The organism is Alkalicoccus chagannorensis DSM 18086, assembly GCF_000429725.1.
GTDB classification, from domain to species: domain Bacteria; phylum Bacillota; class Bacilli; order Bacillales; family Salisediminibacteriaceae; genus Alkalicoccus; species Alkalicoccus chagannorensis.
On sequence record NZ_KE386944.1, the window covers coordinates 31,811 to 50,033 of the forward strand.

Annotated in this window: 14 protein-coding genes; 8 read left to right on the forward strand and 6 right to left on the reverse strand. The window is 55.1% G+C overall.

Annotation, left to right across the window (positions count from 1 at the left end; all coding sequences use genetic code 11):
- Positions 1-16: 16 nt before the first annotated feature.
- On the reverse strand, positions 17-1,765 hold the full coding sequence (locus G477_RS0115020) for an L-lactate permease (RefSeq protein WP_026698622.1): 1,749 nt from the start codon (positions 1,763-1,765) through the stop codon (positions 17-19).
- Positions 1,766-2,483: 718 nt separating this feature from the next.
- On the opposite strand from G477_RS0115020, the gene G477_RS0115025 reads away from it, so the two are divergent.
- The 6 genes from G477_RS0115025 (at position 2,484) to G477_RS0115055 (ending at position 9,959) form a co-directional block, all read left to right on the forward strand.
- A complete protein-coding gene (locus G477_RS0115025; RefSeq protein WP_026698623.1) occupies positions 2,484-3,077 on the forward strand; it encodes a hypothetical protein in 594 nt (197 codons plus the stop codon).
- A 341-nt stretch (positions 3,078-3,418) separates the two neighbouring features.
- Entirely contained in the window at positions 3,419-5,041 is a 1,623-nt protein-coding gene (locus G477_RS0115030) for a glutathione ABC transporter substrate-binding protein (protein ID WP_026698624.1), read from the forward strand.
- Between the two features lie 339 nt (positions 5,042-5,380).
- Positions 5,381-6,913 (forward strand): BCCT family transporter, encoded by a 1,533-nt coding sequence (locus G477_RS0115040; RefSeq protein ID WP_245575558.1) that lies wholly within the window; start codon positions 5,381-5,383, stop codon positions 6,911-6,913.
- A 56-nt stretch (positions 6,914-6,969) separates the two neighbouring features.
- Complete coding sequence (locus tag G477_RS19830; RefSeq protein ID WP_051288091.1) at positions 6,970-8,619, forward strand: acyl-CoA dehydrogenase family protein; 1,650 nt, start codon at positions 6,970-6,972, stop codon at positions 8,617-8,619.
- 182 nt (positions 8,620-8,801) lie between these two features.
- Complete coding sequence (locus tag G477_RS0115050) at positions 8,802-9,170, forward strand: DUF805 domain-containing protein (RefSeq protein ID WP_205622345.1); 369 nt, start codon at positions 8,802-8,804, stop codon at positions 9,168-9,170.
- 102 nt (positions 9,171-9,272) lie between these two features.
- Entirely contained in the window at positions 9,273-9,959 is a 687-nt protein-coding gene (locus G477_RS0115055) for a Na-translocating system protein MpsC family protein (protein ID WP_026698627.1), read from the forward strand.
- A gap of 35 nt (positions 9,960-9,994) precedes the next feature.
- Here the strand turns inward: G477_RS0115055 and G477_RS0115060 are convergent, their stop codons facing one another.
- Together G477_RS0115060 and G477_RS0115065 are read right to left on the reverse strand one after the other, a co-directional pair.
- Entirely contained in the window at positions 9,995-10,186 is a 192-nt protein-coding gene (locus tag G477_RS0115060) for a hypothetical protein (protein WP_026698628.1), read from the reverse strand.
- A 266-nt stretch (positions 10,187-10,452) separates the two neighbouring features.
- Positions 10,453-11,172, reverse strand: coding sequence for an MBL fold metallo-hydrolase (locus G477_RS0115065; RefSeq protein ID WP_415783237.1), 720 nt, complete (start codon positions 11,170-11,172; stop codon positions 10,453-10,455).
- Positions 11,173-11,670: 498 nt separating this feature from the next.
- On the opposite strand from G477_RS0115065, the gene G477_RS0115075 reads away from it, so the two are divergent.
- Positions 11,671-12,684 (forward strand): zinc-binding alcohol dehydrogenase family protein, encoded by a 1,014-nt coding sequence (locus G477_RS0115075; protein WP_026698630.1) that lies wholly within the window; start codon positions 11,671-11,673, stop codon positions 12,682-12,684.
- 140 nt (positions 12,685-12,824) lie between these two features.
- Here G477_RS0115075 and G477_RS0115080 read toward each other — a convergent pair whose 3' ends face one another.
- From G477_RS0115080 to G477_RS0115090, 3 genes are all read right to left on the reverse strand, one after another.
- On the reverse strand, positions 12,825-13,562 hold the full coding sequence (locus tag G477_RS0115080) for a GTP pyrophosphokinase (protein WP_026698631.1): 738 nt from the start codon (positions 13,560-13,562) through the stop codon (positions 12,825-12,827).
- Positions 13,563-13,857: 295 nt separating this feature from the next.
- Positions 13,858-15,894 (reverse strand): beta-galactosidase, encoded by a 2,037-nt coding sequence (locus tag G477_RS0115085; RefSeq protein WP_026698632.1) that lies wholly within the window; start codon positions 15,892-15,894, stop codon positions 13,858-13,860.
- 96 nt (positions 15,895-15,990) lie between these two features.
- Positions 15,991-16,821: an AraC family transcriptional regulator gene (locus G477_RS0115090; RefSeq protein ID WP_026698633.1), complete on the reverse strand. Its 831-nt coding sequence runs from the start codon at positions 16,819-16,821 to the stop codon at positions 15,991-15,993.
- A gap of 398 nt (positions 16,822-17,219) precedes the next feature.
- Between G477_RS0115090 and licT the strand changes: the two genes are divergently transcribed.
- Positions 17,220-18,083, forward strand: a complete 864-nt coding sequence (gene licT, locus G477_RS0115095) for a BglG family transcription antiterminator LicT (RefSeq protein ID WP_026698634.1) — start codon at positions 17,220-17,222, stop codon at positions 18,081-18,083.
- Positions 18,084-18,223 lie beyond the last annotated feature (140 nt).

Sequence of the window (18,223 nt, forward strand, 5' to 3'; positions counted from 1 at the left end):
ATCTTCCTCCTGAAGGTTAAGCAGATTTGCGCAGCTCCGCCTCTTCCTTGCTGTGACGGGCACCGCGGACGACAGCATAGATCAGCGACCCGATGATCGCGACGAGGATCACACTGCCAATATTGAACCCAAAACCGTAGAACCACACCGACGCCAGTGCACCGGCAAACAGCACGTAGTACGCCGTCGGAATCAGCATCCGCCGGATCAGCGTCCCCTCACGACCCGTGACACCACCGGCCGCACTCGCCGCCACCACATTATGCACACAGATCATGTTCCCGGCCGCACCACCGATCGCCTGCAGCGCCACGGTCGTCGTCCCGGTCACCCCGATCAGCTCGGCCGTTTCATACTGAAAGCCGGAGAACATCATGTTGCTGATCGTATTGCTTCCCGCAACAAACGCTCCGAGCGCGCCGATCACTGACGACACCATCGGCCACTGCGGACCGAACACGGACTCAGCCCCCAGCGCCAGCTGGAACGGCATCGTCCCGAACTCGTTCGTCTCCACCCCGCTGTTGATGAACACCTGTACCATCGGCACGGCGAAAATGAGTGCGGCGGCGGCCGCGACGACCGTTTTGAACGCGGAAGTCACGGCGACGGCGTAATGCTTCAATGGCATCCTATAGATAGCAATCGAGATCAGGGACACGGCAACAAGAATCGTGGCGGGCAGGTACAGCGGTGTGGAATCCACCCCGACCCCGCCGCCGAACGGCTCGCCGAGATCAATGACGAACTGCTGCAGCATCGCCTGGAACGGCAGCGCCTCCAGCCTCGTCAGGATCAGCAGCACGCCGACCAGCATGTACGGCACCCAGGCCCGGACCATCGACACACGTGATGTCGTACTGATCGGCTCGGTTTTCAACGTGCCTTTCCAGTCTTCCTCCCAGTCTTCTTCTTTCTCAAAGGTGAACACCTGCCGCGGCAGGAACCAGCCGCGCCGGGCTGCCGGGATGACAATCGCCAGCCCGATCAGGCCGCCGAAGAGCGACGGGAATTCCGGTCCGAGAAAGACAGCAATCGTCACGTAGGGAAGGGTAAAGGCGACGCCGGCAAAGAGCGCAAACTTCCAGGCAGCAAGCCCTTCCGTAAACGACCGGCTTTTTCCGAAAAATTTGGTCAGCATCGCCACCATGAATAAAGGAATAAACGAACCGATAATAGCATGAAGAATGGAGACGTGCTGGGTAATTTCCGTCAGCTGATCCGGCGTATAGCCGGTAATGCCTTCGAGCCCGCTGCTCACGCCGACAAGGATCGGTGTCCCGATCGCACCGAATGTAACGGGGGTGGATTGAATGATCAGGGCGACCATAACGGCACCGAGCGCGGGGAATCCGATCGCGACAAGCAGCGGTGCAGCAATGGCAGCCGGCGTCCCGAACCCGGACGCCCCTTCAATGAAGGAACCGAAGAGCCAGCAGATAATAATCGCCTGCACCCGCCGGTCCGGAGAAATGTCGGTAAACCCCTGCCGGATCGTATCGAGCGCGCCCCCTTCTCGAAGCGTGTTTAAAAGCAGAATCGCCCCGAACACGATAAAGAGAATCTCCAGGGCAGAAACGACCCCGTTCGTCATGGCTCCGCCGATCTGAGCAGCGGGGACGTTCCAGATCGTCATCGCAACAAGGACGGTGATGACAAGAGAGAGCGGCATCGCCCGGCTCGCCGGCCATCGTAAAATCACAAGAAACAACAGCACGGAAATGATCGGAGTTAAAGCAATCAAAGTTAACATCGTTGTTGACATCGTATTTCCTCCTATTCTTCACGCTTTTCCATCGATTGTCAAGCAGGTGAGCAGGTCATCTGATGACTTGACGTGTAAGTGGTTACATCATACCCGCAAATGACAGCGCTTGCAATAAGTCACGGAATATTCGTTATTTTACATACGAAAGCCCCGTTTATTTCATGCAGAAGCAGGGAGGATAGGCATATTTGTGAAATGCAGAACATAAAAGCCTGCCGGCGCAGGCAGACGTCAGCGAATGAGTGGCGGAACGTGGATCGGGGGACCCCTGGCACCGCCGTCAAATGACTGCCCGCTTCGCTGGAGTGACCGAGCCGGCCCGTGCTGTGACCGCTGCGGGCGTCGGAGTGACCGCCCAGCCCGTGAGTGACCGCTGCTGACGACGTTACGACCGCGGAGCGCTGCCAAGCGACTGCCGGGAGACGCTGAACGTCCGAGCCGGGGCCGTGAACGACCGCTCTGCGCCAGAACCAGGTGCCGATGCAAATCGAAGACCATCAATCATGTTCCTCATTCGGCGGCTGCCCCGGCAGCCGGAAACCAGAAGGGCTCAGGTGACTGACGGACGCTCCGCGCTTGAAGTCATGAACGACATTTCAGCCAGAAGGCACGAGACCTGACCGCTTGAAACGGACGCTCTCCATTCTTGTTCAAAAAGAAAAATGTGAAACCCCCTCTCTCTTCTTTCGTAGAACAGGAAGAGGGAGGACTGTTGATGAAGCGGCTAATAGACTGGATCGACAACGACGATATCGATAAGCTGGTGATTGTTCTGGTGGTGATTGCAGGGATATCATCCATCCTTGTTCCGGCGGTCCTCGTTATTTTTGCGCAGGAATTGTTCATGTATGACCCGGGGGCCTTTTTGTTTGAACATCCATCCGCCGCCTATTTGATCGTCGGCGCAGGCTTTCTTATCGTGACTGCTGCAGGGATCCTTTACTTTGCATTCAAATCGCTGTGGGATCGACATCACCCGCTTTTCGGTGGTGCAGTGACGCTGTTCCTGATGGTGTTTTCTCTTCCGGTGGCCTACGTGGGCCTGATGCATTATTTCTACATGGATGACGATCAGTTTGTCTACAATGACGTCTGGACGCTGGAAGAGCGCGCATATGCCTGGGAAGACATCGACGTCGTGGAACTCCTGACAGAAGAAGAAGGCGGCAGCAGGTCGTATGATGGATTGAAGATACATACGAACGAAGGGACGGTCTACGAACTGAGTATGGGCGGCGGCGTCACTCAGCAGCGCAGCCGCATTCTTGAAGCAGTAGAAGCAGCGGGAGGGACCGTGACCCGTTCCTGATTGGACGAAATAACACATGCATTGAAAAAGCGGAGAGGCCTGCTGCCATGGCCCTCCGCTTTTTTGTTTGTAGTTTAAAAAGTAGAAGTTTTCATAAAAGGAGACGGCGGCATCGTAAGCTGCGCGGGAAGAACGAAGAACCTGTTCTTCCCTTGAAAAGCTTGCAGCGATTCTGCACGCCGTTCCGACAAATAGGCGCTTCGCGATTTTGTTCTTGTTTGAACGGAAAGCAAGCGCTTTCCATTGTCAGATTTATTTAAATCCGAGTAAATTCATTTACTTTATGTGCTTTGTCATATAAAATAACGGACATACTTACGAGATAACAGGGGGAGTTCATCATGAAAAAAGTGTCAGCACTTGCAGGAGTATTCTTTTTAGCTGCCTGCGCCGGCGAGGGAGAGCCGGTCGAAGAAGAAAGCGGCGGGGCCGAAGAAGCTGCGGAAAATCAACAAAATGACAACGAGGAGAACGATGCTGATGAGGAAGAGGAGGCCGACGGGCTGACGATCAGCATGCAGGCGGACGCGCAGTCGCTCGATCCGCACTTCGGGAACGATCACTATTCACTGAACGTGAAACGGGCGATCTATGACACGCTCGTGATGACAGACGAAAACCTGGATCTTCATATGGGGCTGGCTACTTCCTTTGAGCAGATCGAGCCGGAGACATGGGAAATCGAACTCGAGGAAGACATCGTGTTCCATGACGGGGAAGAGCTGAATGCGGAAGTGGTGCAGCTCAACATCGAGCGGATGCTGGACCCGGAACTCGGTTCGCCGGTCGCCTTTATGTTCGACATGATCGAAGAAGTCGATATCGTCGACGATCATACGCTGCAGCTGCACACGGAGTATCCGTTCGCCCCGCTGCGCACCCACTTTGCTCATCCGGCCGGACAGATCATCAGCCCGGACGTGATCGAAGCCGATTACGCCGCTGTCGGCGAAGGAGAAGACCCTGGCAGCGTCGTCACGGAGAACCCGGTCGGCACCGGTTTTTACGAACTGGAAGAGCAGGAGCCGGGCGATTACTACGAACTGACGCAGAATGAAGACTACTGGCGCGGGGAAGCAGGAGCGGAGCATCTGACGTTCGAGGTCGTTCCTGAAGATTTGACGCGCGTCGGTGAGCTGGAGACCGGGGAAGCCGATGTGATCGGACACTTGAATCCAAACGATGTCGAGCGGCTGGAGGAAAATGAAGATACCGATGTGGCCCGCTATGACAGCGCCTCGCTCGCCTACCTCGGTTTCCAGACGGAGCTCGCGCCGTTCGATGATGCCGACGTTCGTCGGGCTGTTGCGAAAGCAGTGAACAAAGAAGACATCATCTCCTCTGCGATCGGCGGAGCGGCTCTGCAGGCAGATGGCCCGCTCGCCCCGCCGGTGTTCGGTTCTTCTGACGACCTGGACGTAATCGAAGAAGACCTGGAAGCAGCGGAGGAGCTGCTGGCCGGGGCTGGCTATGAAGATGGTTTGGAGACGGAAATCTGGATCGATGATTCCCGTGTCGACCGGGATATCGCGGAGATACTGCAGGCGCAGCTGGCGCCCATCGGCATCGACCTCGAGATTGAATCTCTCGAAGCCGGCGTGCACCGGGACTACATTTCCGATGGGGAAGCACCGATGTTCATCAGCTCCTGGGGCACCGTGACAGGCGATGCGGACTACGGGCTGTATCCGGTGTTCCACTCCAGCAATCACGGTATCTCCGGGAACCGCACATTCTACGATAACGAAGACGTGGATGAGCTTCTGGAAGCAGCAAGACAGGAAGAAGAGGACGAGGAGCGGCTTGCGCTTTATCACGATGCCCAGCAGATCATTATGAACGACGTGCCGATGGTGCCGCTCTATCACCGGGAACATCTCGCCGGAGTGAGCAGCGACCTGGAAAACTTCGTCATTCATCCAAGCAGCCTGTACGACCTGTTTCCGGTCCACAAAGGCAACTGAATCCCTGCACGAAGAGACCGCTCCCGGAGAACACAATCCGGGAGCGGTTATTTTTTTCTTTGCAGGAACATGTTACAGCAGGGAGACTGCGGCGCGTCCGCCGCTGCAGGCCGCCCGCATCCCTGTACAGAGCGACTCAACCAGGCATCCGATCGACCCGCTTCCCACCTTCCATACTTCTTCCTGGAAGGAACGGCGAAAACGAGGCTTCCTGAACGGAGGTTCTGTCTGCCGCGCCCGCACCATCAGGAAGTCTGCTGCTGGCACGTTCAAAGAGGGAACGTTTGCCTTAAGGTCCGGTGTGGAATAAGAGGGATAAAAGAGAGAGGAGAGAGGTCATTGTCACGGTTGCGAGCGTACTGGGAGTCTCATCATATTTTCTTTTTGTCGGCCGCGCTGATTGCCGCCTTGGTTGTCTGGGGAGCCGTCGATCCATCTGGTATGACCGGGGTGATGGAGTTTTTCATGCTGGAGATGATCGAACAGTTCGGCTGGTTCTACGTGCTGGCCACAGCGGTTTTCGTCGGCTTCTGCCTCTTTCTCGGATTCGGTCCATATCGACACATGAAGCTGGGACATAAAGAGGAGCAGCCGGAATACAGTTATTTCACTTGGCTCGGCATGCTTTTTGCTGCTGGTATGGGGGTTGGTCTTGTGTTTTGGGGAGTGGGGGAGCCCCTGTCCCATTTTCAGGAACCACCACCGGAAGGAGGAGAGCCTGGAACAATGGCCGCAGCCGAGGACGGGCTGCTGTGGGGGTTGTTTCACTGGGGCCTTCACCCGTGGAGTATTTATGCGATTGTTGCACTTGGTCTCGCGTTTGCTAAATTCCGGAAGTATCTGCCCGGTCTTGTAAGTTCAGCGTTCTATCCTGTATTAGGAGAAAAAATACACCAGTGGCCAGGCAAAGCGATTGATATCATCGTGATTACAGCTACAACGGTTGGCATAGCGACTTCCTTTGGCATGAGCACCCTGCAGGTCGGAAGCGGACTGGAAGCAGTGTTTGATATCCAGGCTGGCAACGTCGTCTATTTTGTCATAATCGCCGTTGTTACGATTATTTTTCTAACCTCTGTGCTATCTGGAATCAACCGGGGAATGCGTTGGCTTAGTATATCCAACCTGACGCTGGCCGGTGTGCTGCTGGCTGCTGTCGTGCTTCTCGGACCGACCTTATTTATCCTTGAACACAGTGTCGTTACTTTGGGACAGTATATTTCCGGTCTTCCACAGATGAGCCTGGATATGAATCCATATGGGGAGAACGAGTGGAAAGGGGACTGGACACTTTTCTACTGGGCCTGGGTTATTTCTTGGAGCCCCTTTGTCGGTACCTTTATTGCCCGTGTTTCCCGGGGACGCTCGCTGCAGGAGTTTATCATCGGCGTGTTGTTTGTACCTACGCTGCTGACGTTGATGTGGTTTACCGCTTTTGGTGGTACCGGGCTTTATGCAGAGCTTCAGGGGAATGCAGCGATCTCGGACCAAGTGCTTCAGGAACCGGAAGCTGGCTTTTTTCTTGTGTTGGAACAACTGCCCGGAAGTTTTATCTTTAGTATTGGTGCGTTGATCCTAATTACAATCTTCTTCGTAACCTCCGCGAACTCCGCTACTTATGTGCTGGGAGTCTTTTCGTCAAACGGAGATCTGCAGCCGGAGCGGAAAATTCTGTTGGTTTGGGGGTTACTCATTTCCGCGATTGCTTCCGTTCTACTTTTGAGCGGCGGACTGGATGGGATGCAGGCAGCAGCTACGATTACAGCGTTTCCATTCACGATCATCATGCTGGCCCTCTTGGTAGCCATCTACCGCTCGCTGCGAATCGAAGGAGAAGTCACGCATAATGTCGAGAAAAAAGAGGATTGGTAGCGCTGCATGGAGAAGCATAGCGTAGATCCCATGATACGCTGGAGGAGATGATACAGATGACTGCCATATTTCAAGAAGAACCTCTGCTGCAGGAACTCGTGGACACGTATGTGCCGAAGGAGCACCGGCCATGGGCGCAAAAGCAGCTGCAGTGGCTCGGAAGCTATGTGTACAACGAGATGGACCGCCGTGCGGCGTTTACGGACCGGGAAGGAGAGCCGAAGCTGTTCAAATACGATGCGTACGGGCGAGAACAGTCCTACGTTCGGGTCGATGAAGGGTATGCCCGGACCGCGGCGGATATCTACGGTGCCGGGATCGTCGGTGGCGTGTTCCGGGATGTGCCGGAACTCGGCGCCCCGACCGGGTATGTTTTTTCTTTCCTTCAAGGGTACCTGGTATCCCAGAGTGAACCCGGTTTCTACTGTCCCGTGACGTTGACGATGGCCTCGGCCTATCTGCTCGACCGCTATGCTGAAGGAGAGGCACGTGCTAAGTTTCTTCCCGGTGTGACAGCGCTCGGTGAGGAAAAATTGGAAGAGGGAGCGACGTTCCTGACAGAGCGGCAGGGTGGATCCGATGTTGGTGCCAACGCAGTAGAGGCGCTGCCGGAACCGGACCGCCCGGGTGTGTACCGCTTGTACGGTGAAAAATATTTCGCCAGCAATGCCGGCCGGGCGGAGGTCATGATGGTGCTCGCGCGGACTCCGGAAAGCGGGGGCGGGAGCAGAGGTCTGTCGTTATTCGCGGTACCCTGGTATGAAGGCGCGGACAAAAACCGGCTGTCGATCCGCCGGCTCAAAGACAAGCTCGGCGTCCGTGCCGTCCCTTCTGGAGAGGTGGAGTTCGACGGAGCTGAAGCGTGGATGATCGGCGAAGAAACTAGAGGGCTGTCGATGATGATGGAAGCTCTGAATCTTTCCCGCGTCTGCAACGCAGCAGCATCTGCCGGTATCATGCGGCGGGCGTACCGCGAAGCGCTGCAGTATGCGTCCGGCCGAGAAGCTTTCGGCAGCAGACTGACGGATTTCCCGATGGTGCAGGATACCTTCACCCGGCTGGCGGTGAAGCTGGAGGCTGAAGTGCGCACCGTCTTTTACACAGCGGACCGGTTTGAAGCCTGGACGAACGGACAGGAGGAGGATGCCTACCTGCGCCTGCTTGTAGCATTAGTGAAAGAAGAGAGCGCCGATCAGGCGATTCATTTCGCTCATGAGGCTGTCGAAATGCTGGGCGGGAACGGCTACATTGAAGACTTTGTCACCCCGCGGCTGCTGCGGGATGCTCAGGTGCTGACAGTCTGGGAAGGGACACGTAACATCCTCGGGCTCGAGGTGCTGCGGCTGATGAACAAAACCGGCGTCCACGAACAGTTCTTCTCGCGGCTGCTTGCGTCCTTCGAGGCTTCGGGACTGGAGGAAGCCGCCGTGGTCAAAGCGATGGCAGAAGAACTGGAAGAGTCGTGCCGGGGGCTCCTGGAACTGCCGGCAGCAGAGCAGACGAGGTACGTGAAACCATTGATGAAAAAGATGGTATCGCTGCTGGAGGTCCAGCAGCTGCTCGAAGCAGGAGCAGAAGATACGGCGTCCATGCTGATCCGGATGGAGACGATGCCCCGTTTTGACCGAGGAGAAGGAAGCTGGACGCTGGACGAAGGCATGCAGCGGTGGCAGGAAGATGTCGAACGGCTGAAACCGGAACAATAAAGGCACGAAGAAGAGCCCCGCAGTCATCGTGAACCAGCTGCGGGGCTGACGTATGCATCGTCATGGAGCCGAATATTTCCCGGGAAATATTCGGTGATTTCCATTTTCTTTCTCACACTTTTCTTGTGGCACCTGTGTGTTCTGCCTCGTATAATGGAGGAGGAAAAGAAGGAGGGACACACTTGCGCTGGTATATTCATGTATTTGCATCTATGCTTAATTTTCAGGGAAGGTCGAGACGCCAGGAATACTGGACCTTTCAAGTCATTAACTTTACGATTATTGCTGCTTTTATCGCTGCCGATTCCGTGCTTGGTGCTGCAGGCAGCATCTCCGGGCTCTACAGTCTGGCACAGCTGCTGCCGAATATTTCGGTCTCCATCCGGCGCCTGCATGATACCGGGAGAAGCGGATTCTGGTTCTTTATTCTGCTGATCCCGCTGGTCGGTGTATTCGTCTATTTCTACTTCATGCTGCAGGATGGGCAGGAAGGGGAGAACCGTTACGGCGCAGATCCGCAGGGGCAGGAGCCGTTTCAGCGCCTCGGCTGATCTGCAATGATTGGAGACACGAAAGAGGTTTCAGTGCCGGGGTTTCAGGGAAAAACATCGACAACCACATAAAAAAAGCGGATGTGGAAAGGAGGGAATACCATGGTACAGAAAAAGCCGGTGGAATCAGATGTCAGTTCGAAGTTCTCGAAATTAATGCGCAGACATTTCGGACGAGGCCCTGAATCTGTCTATGTGACCGTCAAAGGGCCGTTTTTTACTGCCTATCTGCAGGGATTTCTTCATCCTATGGAAAAAGTTCTGCTGAAACAGAAGGAGAATGAGCGCATCCTCTCGACCAGAGGGTTGATGATTGACGAATTGGAGCAGGACATGCGTAAAGAAGTGTTCGAAATGACGAGTCTCCGTGTCAATACCTTCCAGTCCGACTGGGATCTGGACCGTGAATCCGGCGTGATCATCGGTATTCTGGAAGAGTCCATCCACGATTCGCTGGATTGGCCGGTTCATATTGAGCGCCAGAAACTGATCGACGAGTTCTGCCGTGCCAGTGCCCTGGCGGAAAAGCCGCCGAAGGAAACGAATGTGTACTGGTTGAATAACCGTACAGTGCTGGCTGAGCGGCACGGAATATTGACCCGTGTGGAGAAACAGCTCGTCAAAGACGGCTATGACAGGGAGCTCGTCTTGTCCAAAAGGCCGGTGGAGAAAGAAGCACTTGCGGAAGTGGATTTGGAGAAGGTGTTGAATCAACAAATTAAAGAAACGTTTGTCGACTGGGATTTGTCGAAAGATATCGGCTATATCGTACTTATTTTAGACATATAAAAACCGGTCATGACGTTGACCGGCGATCATCTTATTTACTTCTGCATGATGTTCATGGATTCGCATTGTTCACATCGTAGAAATCCCTGCTGAATCAGGGAAGTCACATACTGTTCTGAATTCGTGAACTCCCGTGCATGGGCTGGTGTGCTGTTAAAGCCGCAGCGGTCTCCGGCGCAAAGGCTGAGGTGCACGCGCTGTTCGGCATGATCGACGAAATAGGTCATCGATGGATCCTTCCTTTCTATCCTGCGTAGTATGTCCAAATCTGCAGCTGCTGGTCCTGAGAGGGTAGGAAAAACATCCAAATAAAAAAGAGCCGAAAAGAATAGACCTCTCGTGCAGAGGCAATCTTTTCGGCTCTATAATCAGCGCTAATAGTCTGTTACATGGAACCTGCGTATTAGGTTTACAGTATTGTCTGTTCAATTACTGTATCCCTTATCATACGGGTTCTATTTGTCGTTGTCAACAGGGTGCCGCCCTGAATGAATCAAAATTCTTCCAGCCGCAGGCTCGCTTTTTTTTCAAGGCGCTGTACCGCTTTTTTCATTGCTTCTCCCGGCCGATGAAGCAGCCGGCCGTGTCCGACCGCCAGCAGTTCCGGCTCTAAGGCGGCTGCTTTTCTCGCAGAATCAAGCGACGTCGGCAGGTGCCATGTAGCAAAGGAAGGGAAGGGAAAACGCCAGCATGTATCACCGGCAGCATAAACGCCCCCCTGCGTCTGGAACGCATCAGAGGCAATCAGCGTGCGGTCCCGCTCATCAAAGAGACCAATCATACCGGGCGTGTGTCCGGGAAGCGGAATGACGCGGAGAGAGCCCACGTAGTCCCCTTCTTTAAGAAGGTAGTCGGGTCGGGTCCGGATCTTCGTAATAAAGCCTCCTTTGACTGGTGCCTGTGGTTCCGTAGGGAGGAGCGTCCGGTCTCCGTGCAGCAGCTTCAACTCTCTTCTTGGAAGGTAAATCGAGGCGTTCGGGAGCGCTTTTGCGAGATGGTCCAGACTCGCAACATGGTCGCTGTGGGCGTGAGTTATCACAATCCGCTTGATCGGTTTGTTCCTTTTTTTCGCAGCCCCGAGAATAAACCTGCAGCTGTAGGAAAGCCCCGTGTCGACGAGCGTCAGGTTGTCTTCCTCCTCCACAAGGTAACAATTAACTGGGAAGATACGAGGGAAAAATGCGAGTTGATGGAGCCGGCCATGGGATGTCACGCGCAACGTACTCCCCCCTTTCTTCAAATCGATCCTGGCAGTGATAGGAGCGCTGTCCAGCTTTCTGTCAGGCCTCCATGATAGGCAGCGAGAAAGATGGCTGCATGTCAGAAGAAACGAGGACCGTCTCTCCCGCTGTTCGAAAAGCAAACGGCGCAGGTGTTTTTCTTCACGTCCGCCGGGTCGTCCCTCGCATGCGGACGATATGTTCACCTACCTATGTTATACCCTTTTTCCCTTGATCCTTAAGCTTCCTTTTCGCGGGCTTTATGCATGTGGTCGGCTGAGGAAAAAGCGTACGCCGCTGCAGAACGGCAGCCTTTTTTCGGGATCATCCGTCCGTCGGCTTTCTCGTCGTTCTCACCGCCGCCGGAACAAAAAGAAGGAAGAAACGTGCAGCAGCACGCAGGATAACACCCGAATGGATGATCTTTTGTTTGAACGTCGTCACAGGAAGGGAATAGGAAAAAGATATTTCGAATAGAGGAGGCCGTTCTCATGAAAGCTGTTGGACTGTATGAATACCTTCCGGCGGAAAACCCGGAAAGCCTGCAGGACGTGGAGGTGAATCGTCCTTCTGCAGCCGGACACGATATCCTTGTGGAAGTCAAAGCGGTATCGATCAATCCGGTGGATACGAAAATCCGCTCACCGAAAGAAGGAAAAGAGGAGAGCCCGAGAATTCTCGGCTGGGATGCTGCAGGAACCGTTACAGAAGTGGGCGAGGCTGTCACTTTGTTCAAGCCCGGGGATGACGTTTACTATGCCGGGTCTGTCGACAGACAGGGAAGCAACGCCGATTTTCAGCTCGTGGATGAACGGATTGCAGCCAGCAAGCCGGAGTCGCTCGATTACGCGGAAGCTGCTGCCATGCCGCTGACGACGATTACAGCTTGGGAAGGTTTGTTTGAACGTCTTGGGATTCCTAAAGATCCACAGACGAACAAAGACCGTACCATCCTGGTGATCGGTGCAGCCGGCGGTGTCGGCTCGATTGCTGTGCAGCTGGCTAAATGGGCCGGTTTGACGGTAATTGGAACAGCTTCCAGGGAAGAGACTTCCAACTGGGCAGAGTCGCTTGGAGCCGACTACATCATCAACCACCATGAAGATATGGGTGAACAGGTGCGCGCGCTCGGTTTCAACGAAGTGGACAATGTCTTCTGCCTGAATTCGACTCACATTCACTTTCCGGCAGCGGGAGAGCTCGTGAAGCCCCAGGGAGGGTTCTGTTCGATCGTTGAATCTCCGGAAGAGCTGGACATGAACATATTGAAAAACAAAAGCGCCTATTTCGCCTGGGAATTCATGTTTACCCGGCCGTTGTATCAGACAGACGACATGATCGAGCAGCATAATCTGCTCACCGAAGCCGCTGCCCTGTTTGAGAGCGGCGAGCTGAAAACCACCCTTACAGAACGGAAGAGGCCCCTTGAAGCTGACGTCATGCGGGCGGCGCACCAGCGGGTGGAAGAAGGCAGCATGATCGGCAAGCTCGTCGTCGAGCGCTGATGCTGCTCCCCTTATTATCACGAAACCGAACCATCCCGCCGGACCGAGGTCCAGGCGGGGTGGTTTTCGTTCTGTGATAGGAATGTAGACGCTTTTTCTGCAGGGGGAAGGCGGCTTCGTGCGCGGTGCGCTGTGGTTCGTCAGCGGTGGCTCTCCTCCCCGGAGAGCAGCGAAGCTGGAAGCTGGAGAGCGCGCTCCCGCAGCAGCAGATCCACGACGTTCTCTTCTTCCTCTTCCCCGCGGCGCTCCTGCATTTCCTGATGAAGCCGCTCCATCTTTTGATCAAGCACGGCAGCTGTAGCCGCGGCTTCCTGCAGCTCGGCCCGCAGCCGCTCCGGCACGTCCCGGTCGTATTTGTAGAAAATTTTGTGCTCGAGGCTGGCCCAGAAATCCATGGCGATCGTGCGGATCTGCAGCTCGACCGGGACCCGTTCCGTTCTGTCCGACATGAACACCGGGATGCTCACAATCAGGTGCAGGCTCTGGTACCCGCTTTCTTTCGGCTTCCGGATGTAATCTTTCTCTTCGATCAGTGCGATGTCCTGCTGCTGAAGCAGCATACGGCTCACCTCGTAGATGTCCTGGCGGAAGGAGCAGTTGATACGGATGCCGGCAATATCCTGAATGTTTGTCCGGATAGACGACAGAGATACCGGCAGCGACTTGCGGTGCAGTTTCTCGATGATGCTTTCCGGTGTTTTCAGCCGGGAGGCGACATGTTCGATCGGGTTGTAGTCATTTAAGTAGTGGAATTCCTGCTGAAGAATCTCAATCTTCGTCGTCAGCTCGTCCATGGCAAACTGGTACGTCATCAGAAAACGTGTCATTTCCCGGCGGATACGCTGGAACTGTTCTACGGGAATCGTCTGCTCGGTCATCGTTCATCACGTTCCTTTCGTTCCCTTCTTCTTTCATTTTACTATGAACGTGCAGCTGAAAACGACAAGGGTGATGACATTTTTGTGAAATTATTCACATAACCAGCTGGAGTCGAAAGAGGAGGGAGGAAGAGGCGTGGGCCGTCAGCAACGTTGGGGACATCTGGAGACAAAAAAGCACCCCCCTCCACCGGAAAACCGACGTCTTCCGCCAGGACACCTTACGAACGTAAAAAACCAGCGGCTCTCGCTTAGGAGAGCCACTGGCTGCTTCGGGGCCTTCTTCGGCCGAGGATTAGTTTGTCGTTCGAGCGACGCGTACATCGTAGGCATCCAGGTGGAGGCTGGCTGGAAGAGCCGCTCCTGTGCGCACATCGTCGAGCTGTTCGGAAGATAGATCTACGACGGCAGGTTCTCCGGTGACGTTCATGATAAAGAGGTATTCCGCTTCCTCATCCTCCCGCACCGATACCGATACGCCTTCAGGCACCTGCAGCCGCGGCTGCACGTCTGCTTCGGCAAGCAGCAGGGAGTATAGGCGGTCCAGCGCGTGCGCGTCCGGCCGGGCAGCAACGTACCAGCCGAGGCCCCCGCCGTAGGCATGCTTCGTGAGGAAAGGACTCCCCGCATAGAAATCGGACGTGTATGTGCCGAGAACCTCGGCGCCGTTCGTCTCTGTAATTTCACACAGGTCATACACGCTGCCCGTGCCGCCGGTGAAGGAGACCGTATTCTGCTCGCCGTCATACAGGCCGTCGATTTCAAGCGGTTCGACGCCGAGCGCTTCGGCTAGCGGTCGGACGCGCCCGCCGAGGTGGACGAGGTCACTTTCACCGACAACGCCGCTCCAGTAAGTGGCAAGGAGCTGTCCGCCTGCGTGGACATAGTCACGGAGCACGGCGGCTTCTGCTTCGGTCAGCATGTACATCATCGGGGCGATCACGAGTTTATAGCGGCTCAGGTCGTCCCCCGGTTTGCGGAAATCGATGTTGATGCCGCGCTTCCACAGTTCGTGGTAATGTTCGCGAAGGGTGTCCTCGTAGTGCATGCCGTCATTCCGCGGTCCCTGCGTTTCTTTGACGGCCCAGAGGTTAGCCCAGCTGTAAAGAATACAGACGTCTGCCTGGACCGTTGTTCCGGCGATATCACCGAGAGTTGTCAGCGTCGTGCCGAGGTGCTTCACATCCTGGAAGACCCGTGTCCGGTTCGTGCCGTCATGGCCGATCACAGCGCCGTGAAATTTTTCGCTGGAACCGCGGCTCTGGCGCCACTGGAAATACTGGACCGAATCAGATCCGTGTGCCACGGCCTGCAGGGACGAGAGCTCGTGCATTCCCGGTTTTTTCAGCTTGCTCATCGGCTGCCAGTTCGTCATGCTCGGCGTGCTCTCCATTAAGAGAAACGGCTGTCCGTGGCGGAGCGAGCGCATCATATCATGGTTCAGGGCCGTCCAGGAAGCAGTCGGAGCTTCTTTGCCCGGCGTGTGCCAGTCCGGATAGCTGTCCCAGGAGACGAAATCGACATGTTCAGCGAATTTCCAGTAGTCGAGGCCTTCAAACAGCTCCATCTCCATGAAATTGGCCGTGATCGGGAGGCTGGAACCGGTGCTCTGAACAGCGTCGACTTCCTTCAGATAGAAATCAATCGTCTGGTCGGTGACGAACCGCTTCCAATCCAGAACGAGTCCGTGCACGGACTGTTCTCCGAGCGGAGACGGCGATTCGACCTGGGACCAGTCGGTATACGTATGACTCCAGAACGTGGTCCACCACGCATGGTTCAAGGCTTTCAGCGTGCCGTAGCGGTCCTGGAGCCATTCGCGGAACGCTTCCTGGCAGAGCGCACAGTGGCATTCGCCGCCGTATTCATTGGAGATGTGCCAGCCGATTACAGCCGGATGCCCGTCATAGCGTTCAGACAGCTTTTGATTCATGATGGCGGCTTTCTCCCGGTAGACAGGCGACGTAGGGCAGTGGTTGTGCCGTTCGCCATGCAGGTTTTTGAAACGTTCCGGCGTCGTACGGAGCACTTCCGGATACGCCTGGGACATCCAGGCCGGCCGGGCTCCTGTTGGTGTTGCGAGAAAAGCAGAGATGCCTTCCTCCGCAAGGCGGTGCAGGACGTGGTCCATCCACTCAAAAGTGAAATGCCCTTCCTCCGGCTCCAGGCTGACCCAGGAGAAAATGCCGACGGATACCACGTTCACTTCCGCTTCTTTCATGTAGGCAAGATCTTTCTCAAATACATCCGGATAGGCGAGCCACTGCTCCGGGTTATAGTCTGCACCGTGCAGCATGCGGTTTCCGAACAGCGGGTTAAAAGGTTTTGTCATGATCCTCACTCCTTCGTCTTTCTTTCATTCTACCGTATGCGGCAGAGGGTGAATATGCAGGAGTCTGAACAGAAAATGCGGCTGTCTGAAACCAGGTCAGCCGCGGCGGTTCATATCCCGGTAGGCTTTCGGGGTGACCCGCTCCACTCGACGAAATGTCCCGATGAAGTGGCTGACATCGCGGAAGCCGGTCAGCGAGGCCGCCTTTTCAATCGTCAGCTCGGGATTCGCGTGGAGCAGTTCTTTGGCCCGACGGATCCGCAGTTGAATGAGGAATCGGTACGGGCTGATACCGAATGCCTCCTTGAATTGCCGGTTCAAATATTGACTGCTGACGCCGGCGTAGGAAGCGATATCATCGAGGGTGAGGTCCTCGGCATAATAAAGTTCCAGCCAGTCCACAATCGGACGGATTCTCCTTGCTGCCGCCGATAGCGACTGCCGGCCGGCCGGCTGAATCGACTGCTGCAGCTCCATCAGGAAGTGGTACAGTTGCGTGGAGAGCTCCGGACGGGCAAAGTCCAGGTCTTTCCTCGCGGTATGCATCATCTGCTGCAGCGTATCGGAAACGCTGCTCTCCTCTGAGGTGGCATAGACGGTAGAGACGTTCAGCTGGAGCGCTTCCAATACCGCAGGAGCAGCAGCGCCGCTGAAGGTCACATAAGCAGTCGCCCATTCTCCCTCTGGATAGTAGGCATGCGGGGTGTACGGCGTCATCATGACGCCGCGGCCGGCCGGGAGCTGGACGTTCCTTCCTTCTATCTGAAACGTGCCGCTCCCTTCGAGCGTCTGCAGCCAGTGATAGTAGGGATAGCCTTCCGGTCGGTCGAATGCCTCTTCCTGCGGATTCAGGCCGATACTCTCCACCCAGAGCGGCAGCTCGCCGCCGATTCGTGTAAACGTAAATCGTTGTTTATGTAAAATCATGCCACGGCTCCTTTGTCATCATGTGCTCTCTGTTTCTTCATTGTCGCACAGCCAGGTGGAATCAGCCAGATGGAAGCAGGATCAGCGCTGATATGCCGCTGTCCTCTGCGGAGCAGTACCCTCACTGAAACAAGGACGAGGCAAAAAGATTTTGACACGTTGATCGGAATCTGCTATATTTACAGACAACATAAAGAAACCGATTACATGCTCAGGATTGTGACTGTTCGGCAGGCAAAACCTACGCACGGCGAAAAAGGGGGACGTGTTTCCCCCTCCTTCCGCCGGCGTAGGTTTTTTTCGTTGAAAAGCGGCCGGAGGCTTTAGGAAGCGTCAGCAGCCCGGACGTGGATGCTCCAAAAGGGATGTAACCAAGGTGCAGGAGAGGAGGTGGAGCTGTGAAGATTGCGAAGGTTTTCAACAACAATGTCGTACTGACCTATGACCAGCAGAATCAGGAATTGGTAGTGATGGGAAAAGGGATCGCTTTTCAGAAGAAAAAAGGAGATGTTCTCGATCCGGAGCAGGTGGACAAAACGTTTATTCTGCAGCGGGAAGGGATGGCGGCCAAGCTGGCGGAACTGCTGACCGACGTTCCGGAGCAGTACCTTCATCTGGCAGAAGAGATCGCTTCGGCTGCTGCAGAGACATTGGATGCTTCGCTGGACGATTATATTTACGTATCCCTGACGGATCATATCAGCTACGCGGTGACCCGGCAAAAGCAGGGGATCGAGCTGCAGAACCCGATTTTATGGGAAGTGAGAAAATTTTATCCGAAAGAATATGAAGCCGGAGTGGAAGCGCTCGACAGGATTGAACGGGCAACAGGCGTCCGGCTCGGCGAAGATGAGGCAGCCTCCATTGCGCTCCACCTGCTCAACAGTCAAATCGGAAGCGAAGACATGAGTTCCATGGTACAGGTCACCAAGATCGTGCAGAACATCCTGACGATCGTGACGTATCATTTCCGTATGAAGCTGGACGAGACCAGCGTGAACTACGAACGCTTTCTGACGCATCTGCGTTTCTTTGCCTACCGTGTTATTCGGCAGGAACGGGCTCCGCCGGCCGATCCGGACGATTTCTTATACGAGCAGGTGAGAAAGAAGTATGAAGATGCGTTCCGCTGCGCCAACAAGATTGCAGCGTACATGGAAGAGACGTATCAACGGAGTGTATCGAAAGAGGAGATCGTCTTTCTCACCCTCCATCTGGAACGGGTGACAAGCAGACAAAAAAATCATTCCACAGGATTGTGACTGTCCGGCAGGCAAAACCTGAGCTGAAAGAAAGAGGGCGTCGTGTCTCTTTCGATCGCTCAGGTTTTTTTATTTGATAAGCAGAAGCTTTTTAGGAAGGAAGCCGGCGTCGCGTGCTGCGCGGGAAGAACGAAGCGTTT

Bases quoted from the DNA above. Each gene is read 5' to 3' on its own strand.
- G477_RS0115090 (WP_026698633.1), bottom strand. From the start codon at position 16,821: ATGATTTTACATAAACAACGATTTACGTTTACACGAATCGGCGGCGAG.
- G477_RS0115060 (WP_026698628.1), bottom strand. From the start codon at position 10,186: ATGACCTATTTCGTCGATCATGCCGAACAGCGCGTGCACCTCAGCCTT.
- G477_RS0115020 (WP_026698622.1), bottom strand. From the start codon at position 1,765: ATGTCAACAACGATGTTAACTTTGATTGCTTTAACTCCGATCATTTCC.
- G477_RS19830 (WP_051288091.1), top strand. From the start codon at position 6,970: ATGACTGCCATATTTCAAGAAGAACCTCTGCTGCAGGAACTCGTGGAC.
- G477_RS0115025 (WP_026698623.1), top strand. From the start codon at position 2,484: ATGAAGCGGCTAATAGACTGGATCGACAACGACGATATCGATAAGCTG.
- G477_RS0115085 (WP_026698632.1), bottom strand. From the start codon at position 15,894: ATGACAAAACCTTTTAACCCGCTGTTCGGAAACCGCATGCTGCACGGT.
- G477_RS0115055 (WP_026698627.1), top strand. From the start codon at position 9,273: ATGGTACAGAAAAAGCCGGTGGAATCAGATGTCAGTTCGAAGTTCTCG.
- G477_RS0115080 (WP_026698631.1), bottom strand. From the start codon at position 13,562: ATGACCGAGCAGACGATTCCCGTAGAACAGTTCCAGCGTATCCGCCGG.
- G477_RS0115075 (WP_026698630.1), top strand. From the start codon at position 11,671: ATGAAAGCTGTTGGACTGTATGAATACCTTCCGGCGGAAAACCCGGAA.
- G477_RS0115030 (WP_026698624.1), top strand. From the start codon at position 3,419: ATGAAAAAAGTGTCAGCACTTGCAGGAGTATTCTTTTTAGCTGCCTGC.